This window comes from Streptosporangium sp. G11, assembly GCF_051192615.1.
Taxonomy (GTDB): domain Bacteria; phylum Actinomycetota; class Actinomycetes; order Streptosporangiales; family Streptosporangiaceae; genus Streptosporangium.
This window is the reverse complement of sequence record NZ_JBPJUQ010000272.1, coordinates 1-1,566: the sequence shown is the minus strand read 5'-3', so window position 1 is coordinate 1,566 and position 1,566 is coordinate 1. Positions and strand designations below refer to the sequence as shown.

Genomic DNA, 1,566 nt, shown 5'->3' with positions numbered 1-1,566 from the left:
CACGTCGACTGGTCGGCGGGCGCGGTGTCGCTGCTGACCGAGCCGGTCCAGTGGCCCGAGAACGGCCACCCGCGCCGCGCGGGGATCTCCGGTTTCGGTATCAGCGGCACCAACGCCCACGTCATCATCGAGCAGGCCCCCACGGACACCGGCGCGGACACCGGCGTGGACGCCGACGCGGGCCTGCCCGTCCCGGTGGCGGAGCTCGCCGGGGAGACGCCGCTGCCGATCCTGGTGTCGGCGCGTAGTGAGGAGGCGCTGCGGGCGCAGGCGGCGCGTCTGGCGGCGTTCGTGGAGGAGCGCGAGGACCTCGGGACGCTGGATGCCGCGTACTCGCTGGCCACCGGCAGGTCCGCCTTCGACCATCGTGCGGTGGTGGTGGGTGGGGATCGTGCGGGGTTGGTGCGGGGGTTGTCGGCGCTGGCCGAGGACACCGCGAGTACGGCTGCGGGTGTGGTGCGGGGCCGGGTGGGGGATGGCCGGTTGGCGGTGTTGTTCTCGGGTCAGGGTTCGCAGCGGGTGGGGATGGGGCGGGAGCTGTGCCGGGTGGTTCCGGGGTTCGCGGCGGTGGTGGAGGAGATCTGCGGCCGGTTCGACGGGTTGCTGGAGCGTCCGCTGGGTGAGGTGTTGTTCGCCGAGGAGGGTTCTGAGGCGGCGGCGTTGCTGGATCGGACGGCGTACACGCAGGCGGCGTTGTTCGCGGTGGAGGTGGCGCTGTTTCGGGTGTTGGAGGGGTGGGGGGTGCGGGCGGACTATCTGCTGGGTCATTCGATCGGGGAGTTGGTCGCGGCGCATGTGGCGGGGGTGGTGTCGCTGGAGGACGCGTGTGTGTTGGTGGCGGCGCGGGGCCGGTTGATGCAGGCGCTGCCCGAGGGCGGGTCGATGGTCGCTCTGCAAGCGAGCGAGGCGGAAGTCCTGGAGGTGTTGTCGCGGGTGGACGCGGACGGGGCGCGGGTGGGGATCGCGGCGTTGAACGGTCCGGTCTCGGTGGTGGTGTCGGGCGATGAGGACGCGGTCGCGCGGGTGGCGGAGCATTTCACTGCTCTGGGGCGTAAGAGTCGTCGGTTGCGGGTCAGTCACGCGTTCCATTCGCCGCGGATGGAGGCGATGCTGGCGGACTTCCGGGCGGTGGCGGAGAAGGTCTCGTATGCTCCGGCGCGGATCGCGGTGGTCTCGAATGTGTCGGGGGCGTTGGCGGGGGAGGAGTTGGGCACGGCGGAGTATTGGGTGCGGCATGTGCGTCAGGCGGTGCGGTTCGCCGATGGGATCGCCGCGTTGGAGGCGGCCGGGGTGGGCACGTTCGTGGAGGCGGGTCCGGACGCGGTGCTGTCGGCGATGGGCCAGGAATGCCTCACCGGCGACGCCGACGCCGCGTTCGTGCCGATGCTGCGGCGTGATCGTGGCGAGGCCTCCGAGCTGGTCGCGGCGCTGGGCGCGCTGCACGCGCGGGGTGTGACCGTCGATTGGGAGACCTTCTTCGCCGACGCGGCGAGCGCGGCCGGGGTCGAGGGGCCGCGCCGGGTGGAGCTGCCGACCTACGCCTTCCAGCACCGCCACTACTGGCTG

1 protein-coding gene is annotated in these 1,566 nt (G+C 72.2%); it reads left to right on the top strand.

The genetic code is table 11. The features are described from left to right. Nucleotides 1–1,566 (top strand): acyltransferase domain-containing protein (locus tag ACSDR0_RS50480; RefSeq protein WP_435296111.1); only part of this gene is annotated, 1,566 nt, incomplete at both ends.